The organism is Legionella lytica (assembly GCF_023921225.1).
Taxonomy (GTDB): domain Bacteria; phylum Pseudomonadota; class Gammaproteobacteria; order Legionellales; family Legionellaceae; genus Legionella; species Legionella lytica.
This window is the reverse complement of sequence record NZ_CP071527.1, coordinates 2795871-2802500: the sequence shown is the minus strand read 5'-3', so window position 1 is coordinate 2802500 and position 6630 is coordinate 2795871. Positions and strand designations below refer to the sequence as shown.

Sequence of the window (6630 nt, the reverse complement as noted above, 5' to 3'; positions counted from 1 at the left end):
CCGGGCGATCTAGCCATGTGCAGGATGAAGGTTGGGTAACACCAACTGGAGGTCCGAACCGGGTAATGTTGAAAAATTATCGGATGACGTGTGGCTAGGAGTGAAAGGCTAATCAAGCCCGGAGATAGCTGGTTCTCCCCGAAAGCTATTTAGGTAGCGCCTCGTGAATGATTGTTGGGGGTAGAGCACTGTTTCGGCTAGGGGGCTGTCATGGCTTACCAAACCGATGCAAACTCCGAATACCGGCTAATTGAATCACGGGAGACACACGGCGGGTGCTAACGTCCGTCGTGAAGAGGGAAACAACCCAGACCGCCAGCTAAGGTCCCCAAGTACTAGTTAAGTGGGAAACGATGTGGGAAGGCATAGACAGCCAGGAGGTTGGCTTAGAAGCAGCCACCCTTTAAAGAAAGCGTAATAGCTCACTGGTCGAGTCGGCCTGCGCGGAAGATGTAACGGGGCTAAAACTAGTCACCGAAGCTGCGGATGTGCACTAAGTGCACGTGGTAGGGGAGCGTTCTGTAGGCTGATGAAGGTGGATTGAGAAGTCTGCTGGAGGTATCAGAAGTGCGAATGCTGACATGAGTAACGATAATGAGGGTGAAAAGCCCTCACGCCGGAAGTCCCAGGTTTCCTGCACGACGTTAATCGGAGCAGGGTGAGTCGGCCCCTAAGGCGAGGCTGAAGAGCGTAGTCGATGGGAACCAGGTTAATATTCCTGGACTTTTTGTAAGTGGTGATGTGGGGACGGAGAAGGCTAGATGAGCCAGGCGTTGGTTGTCCTGGTACGTGCATGTAGGGGGGTAGACTTGGCAAATCCGGTTTACTGCTAACCCTGAGGTGTGATGTGGTGCTGACACTTCGGTGTACAGCGAAGTCATTGATGCCCGGCTCCCAGGAAAAGCTGCTAGCCATAACTTACAGAGAACCGTACCGCAAACCGACACAGGTGGACAGGTAGAGAATACTAAGGCGCTTGAGAGAACTCGGGTGAAGGAACTAGGCAAAATGGTACCGTAACTTCGGGAGAAGGTACGCCCTTGCTGGTTAGTTACTTTACGTAACAAAGCTGGTGAGGGCCGCAGAGACCAGGTGGCTGCGACTGTTTATTAAAAACACAGCACTCTGCAAATTCGTAAGAAGACGTATAGGGTGTGACGCCTGCCCGGTGCTGGAAGGTTAATTGATGGGGTTATCCTTAGGGAGAAGCTCTTGATCGAAGCCCCAGTAAACGGCGGCCGTAACTATAACGGTCCTAAGGTAGCGAAATTCCTTGTCGGGTAAGTTCCGACCTGCACGAATGGCGTAACGATGGCCACACTGTCTCCACCCGAGACTCAGTGAAATTGAAATCGCTGTGAAGATGCAGTGTACCCGCGGCTAGACGGAAAGACCCCGTGAACCTTTACTATAGTTTTGCACTGGACTTTGATGATAACTGTGTAGGATAGGTGGGAGGCTTTGAAGTATGAACGCTAGTTCATATGGAGCCGACCTTGAAATACCACCCTGTTATTATTGAGGTTCTAACTTGGTCCCCTAATCGGGGATGAGGACAGTGTATGATGGGTAGTTTGACTGGGGCGGTCTCCTCCCAAAGAGTAACGGAGGAGCACAAAGGTACCCTCGGTACGGTCGGACATCGTACCAAGAGTGTAAAGGCATAAGGGTGCTTGACTGCGAGAGCGACGGCTCGAGCAGGAACGAAAGTTGGTCTTAGTGATCCGGTGGTTCTGTATGGAAGGGCCATCGCTCAACGGATAAAAGGTACTCCGGGGATAACAGGCTGATACCGCCCAAGAGTTCATATCGACGGCGGTGTTTGGCACCTCGATGTCGGCTCATCACATCCTGGGGCTGAAGCAGGTCCCAAGGGTATGGCTGTTCGCCATTTAAAGTGGTACGCGAGCTGGGTTTAGAACGTCGTGAGACAGTTCGGTCCCTATCTGCCGTGGGCGTAGGAAAATTGAGAGGAGCTGCTCCTAGTACGAGAGGACCGGAGTGGACGAACCTCTGGTGTACCGGTTGTGACGCCAGTCGCATCGCCGGGTAGCTAAGTTCGGACGGGATAACCGCTGAAAGCATCTAAGCGGGAAGCCTCCCTCAAGATGAGTTTTCCCATGAAGCCCGTTGAAGACTACGACGTTGATAGGCAAGGTGTGGAAGCGCAGTAATGTGTGAAGCTAACTTGTACTAATTGGCTGATTGTCTTGACCATATAATCTGAGTTGCTTTGGGAACAAAGCACTACAGAATAGCGAGTGTTACGAAGCGCAAAAAAAGCGCACTCTTTATTTACCTAATGCGAAATTGCGGTATAATGGCTGCAATGAGCATAAAACGAGTTTTCCTGGCGACAATAGCGGTCTGGAACCACCTGAATCCATCTCGAACTCAGAAGTGAAACAGACATGCGCCAATGATAGTGTGAGGTCTCCTCATGTGAAAGTAGGTCATCGCCAGGGTTTTATTAAGAACAGAGAAGCGGCTTTTAGCCGCTTTTTTTGTTTCTGAACCATCAAAATCAACACCAACACAATTTAATTCCTTTTGACACCACACGGCGCGACAATGACGCGTAGGTTAGCCATGGCCCAACATCGATATCCCATACGGCACATAGCCCCATATGGTTGCACACACAACGCAATTAAAATAAAATCTGGGTCATAAGGAAAACCTGGTTACAAACAACCAGGCCACCTTTTGCCAATAATCCAAAACCTCCGTCATGGCAAACACAGGTAAGCAAGCCAGAGTGCAGTGCCTCAAGCTATCTGCAATATCAGGGCGCAAGGCATATTGATGTAACGGCTATACGAGCAACTCTAAATAAAACACAAAAAAACCTGGCTGCAAGCAACCAGGCTGCCTTTTGCGGCTTATTCTTGGTTTAAATACTTATCTTTCAAGCGAACATAATGCAGAGCAGAATACTCTAACTGCTCTAATTCGGTGGCTGTTAATTTTCGAACTGCGCGCGCTGGATTGCCAAGATATAAATAACCACTTTCTAGAATTTTTCCTGGCGAAACCACGCTACCTGCGGCAACCATGACGTGATGTTGAATGTGAACTGCATCTAAAATCAGTGCTCCCATTCCAATGAGACAATAATCATCAATTGTACAACCATGTAATACCGCTTGATGCCCCACAGTAATACCTTGACCTAAAATTAAAGGCTTACCACCTGAGGTATAAGGGCCATCATGGGTAACATGGAGGACTGCAGCATCTTGAATACTACAGGCATTTCCTATTTTTATGAAATTTACATCTCCGCGTAAAACCGCCATTGGCCAAATAGAAACATCATCTCCTAAGGTAACATCACCAATTACGGCAGATTGAGGATCAATATAAACTTTATTGCCCAGGGTAGGGCTTTTACCCTGGAAATTACGAATAGAGTGGTTCATTGTTTTTACACCATAGTTACAAATTCTTCGGCACTGGTTGGATGAATAGCTACAGTATTATCAAAATCCTTTTTACAGGCACCCATTTTTACTGCTACACCAAAACCTTGCAGCATCTCATCTGCACCTAAGCCGATTACATGCAGGCCAACAATCCGCTCTTCCTTGCCCTGCGTGACTAGTTTCATTACTGTTGGAATCTTATCATCACTTGAAGCATAGTACATGGAATTAAAACGTGTCTGATAGATTTTAATCTCTTCCTTACCGTATTTTTGTGTTGCCGCATCTTCGGTTAGACCCACAGTTCCTACAGGAGGATGACTAAATACCACAGATGATATATAGTCATAATTTAAATGTGCATCTGGTTGCTTGCCAAATAAGCGGTCGGCAAGCCTTCGTCCGGCCGCTATCGCTACTGGAGTTAAGGCTGGTGCCTCAGTCACATCGCCAATGGCATAAATTCCTTTTGTACTAGTATTTTGAAATGCGTCAACAAAAACTAAACCTTGCTCATCGGTTTTAACCTCTACTGCATTTAAATTTAATGTGTGTGTTCTCGGCCTTCTACCCACGGCAGCAATGATCACATCCAGTTCGGAAAGCAGGGCACCACTTTGGCAGACAATGGCCTTTTTGCCATCGCTATGCAAGGTGACTTCGCATGCTTTATGATTTTGATGGATATGAATCCCTTGTTGTTGCATAACTTCTAAAAGAGTATCACCTAAAACATGATCAAAACGGCTCAGAGGCTTTTCACCTCTCATAAGTAAATGTGTTTCAGAACCTAGACCATTTAATACTCCGGCCAGTTCTACTCCAATATAACCACTACCAATGATGGCTACTTTTTCAGGTTGTTTAGTTAATGCAAAAAAGCCATCAGAATCAATCACATGTTTCATGCCGGTAATCATGGGAATGACCGGCTCCCCGCCAGTGGCAATAATGATATGGTCCGCATGGTAAATTTGTTCATCGACTAGTACCGAATTTTTATCATGAAATGCACCATAACCATGAATCTGCGTAATGTTAAATTGTTCAAAACGCTTTGTATAACTTGCTCTTAGGCGATCGATGTAGGCATTTCGTTTGCTAACTAAATCATTCCAATCCAATTTAACGGCAACGGGATCAAAACCATAATCCGGTGCGCGATTTATTGCTTCTGCCATCATGGAGGCATTAAACATCATTTTTTTGGGTACACAGCCTAAATTAACACAGGTCCCACCTAAATGGTTGGGTTCAACTACAGCTACATTGGCACCATGCTTTGCTGCTCTCACTGCACTTGCAATACCACCGCTGCCACCACCAATAACGATTAGATCAAATTGATTGTTTTTCATAATTAAAATTTTGAGAAATAAAATTATAGTAGCAGGAAGTGAATTGCTAACCAACTGATAATTTATCAGATTATACGTAGCCTAGTTGTTTGTAACCTCACGTCTAATAATGGATACCGCCGCGGTATCCATGTGCAGGGGAGATAGATGTAAAATAATTTATGGTTTTTGATGATACAAAGCTATAAGCTCTTTACTTGAGGAGCAACCCAAAATTTGCATAATTTTAGCCATATTTGCTTCTACAGTACGAAAAGAAATACTTAGCCGTTTCGCAATTTCTTTTGATGTTTTTCCTTGGGCTAATAACTTAAGGCAGTTTGCTTGTTGTTCTGTTAACTGAGTTAGTTCATGGGATTGTTTATGATAAAAACAACGCTCGGTTATATTTAATGCGGAGGAGGGCTTATCAATTGAAGACGCAAGTAACTGGAGCACTGAATCTACGTGTGCCTCCAAATTATGGTCATTGCTATTAATTTTTAATGTGGCCATTTTTTCATAGAGATGATTTCGTTGTACATGAAGTTTTTGTAGGAATTTTTCAAGCATATCATCTAATAAAAAGGGCTGTTGGCTTTTAGCCAGACGTTTCATTTGGATTGGTAGATTAACCTGTAAATAGATCACATGCTCATCACTTAGTAACTGGCTGATTTCATCATGGCACGCAATAGTAGCATCCGTAGTAACTACAATATGCTCTCGTTTTAGTAGGGAGGTTAAAACATTTTTTTGGCAATTAAGAAAATTTTTTGTACCAAGCTCTCCTAACATTTCATTCATAGAAAGCCCTGAAAAATATTCTAACCCTGTATCCGCATCGATATAGTGCCAGCCGAGACGTTCGGCAATAGTTTTTGCTAATAAAGCTTTCCCAGCGCCAGGATGGCCGACAATAAATATTCGAGTAGATGAGTTCATTTTTTATCACCAAGATGGTTCTGTTTAATTAGTATATAAATTGTATGATCTATTAATCAATACGTAGAAATACTATGTGAAGGCAAACACAGATTTAGCTGTATTTGTGCGCATCAAAAGATCTTTGTGTATAATTAATGTATATAATGTGTTTTTGTTGGGATTATCATGAGCAAAAGAAAGAGAAATCGACACAAAAGCCATCACGAAAATATTAAGAAGGAAGAGGTTACAAAGGAAGAAGAGATTAAATGTGAAGGTAGTTATTTACAACAAGGATGTGATTTTGTCGGTCAAAGTATCAAAGGATATTTAACAAAAGAGAATTTAATAATCGCCGGAGGCGAGGCGTTCAATTACCTTATGTTGACTATTGACCCTTATCAAAAAGAGCTTAGTGATATTGCGGCTCAGGCAAAAAAATTAGTGCATACCGGCTCAGCGGTTGAATCAATTGCTCAAAGTAAAGGTATCAATGTTGAAAATATTCCCGGTTACCATGCTTGTAATACGTATATTCTGAATTCACAAATGGGGTATTCTGAGGCAATTGATGAGTATTTGGGGCTAGATACAATCCAAAACCATAATAAGTTAATGGGGCAAATAATGACTGCGGCGGCAATCAGTGTGGTTTCCCGAGTACCTACAATGGTGTCGACTATAGGTCATAGTATTACATCTACTATTCGCTTTTTTGGCTATGGAAATGAGGCTACTGAAAAAGTAGAACAAACTCCTATTAAATCCTCTGAGCAAGAAAATCCAAATACATCCGAATATAAAGCGGATGGCACAGAAAAATTTAAGGACTATAAAGATAAATATAACTCGCAGAAAAATGATGAGGAAGAGCTTTCGGATGATGTTTCTATAAGCCTCTCCACTGTCGGTTGATGTTGTTATCTTCGTATGTAGGCTGG

General features: G+C 43.7%; 4 protein-coding genes and 2 rRNA genes (1 of these 6 cut by a window edge). 3 read left to right on the top strand and 3 right to left on the bottom strand.

The features are described 5' to 3' along the window. Positions 1-2218: ribosomal RNA gene (locus J2N86_RS12335) — 23S ribosomal RNA — on the top strand; it begins 682 nt to the left of the window's first position. Positions 2219-2349: 131 nt separating this feature from the next. Next, positions 2350-2465 (top strand): 5S ribosomal RNA (gene rrf, locus J2N86_RS12330). 417 nt (positions 2466-2882) lie between these two features. Here the strand turns inward: rrf and J2N86_RS12325 are convergent. The 3 genes from J2N86_RS12325 to J2N86_RS12315 all read right to left on the bottom strand — a co-directional run bounded on the left by J2N86_RS12325 (position 2883) and on the right by J2N86_RS12315 (position 5707). After that, positions 2883-3422 carry a gamma carbonic anhydrase family protein gene (locus J2N86_RS12325; RefSeq protein WP_252579759.1) on the bottom strand — a complete coding sequence of 180 codons (540 nt, stop codon included), beginning with the start codon at positions 3420-3422 and terminating at the stop codon, positions 2883-2885. A gap of 5 nt (positions 3423-3427) precedes the next feature. Further along, positions 3428-4783 carry a glutathione-disulfide reductase gene (gene gorA, locus J2N86_RS12320; protein WP_252579758.1) on the bottom strand — a complete coding sequence of 452 codons (1356 nt, stop codon included), beginning with the start codon at positions 4781-4783 and terminating at the stop codon, positions 3428-3430. A gap of 159 nt (positions 4784-4942) precedes the next feature. After that, entirely contained in the window at positions 4943-5707 is a 765-nt protein-coding gene (locus J2N86_RS12315) for a shikimate kinase (RefSeq protein ID WP_252579757.1), read from the bottom strand. Positions 5708-5875: 168 nt separating this feature from the next. Here J2N86_RS12315 and J2N86_RS12310 point away from each other — a divergent pair, with 168 nt between their 5' ends. Further along, complete coding sequence (locus tag J2N86_RS12310) at positions 5876-6604, top strand: hypothetical protein (protein ID WP_252579756.1); 729 nt, start codon at positions 5876-5878, stop codon at positions 6602-6604. Positions 6605-6630: the final 26 nt, after the last annotated feature.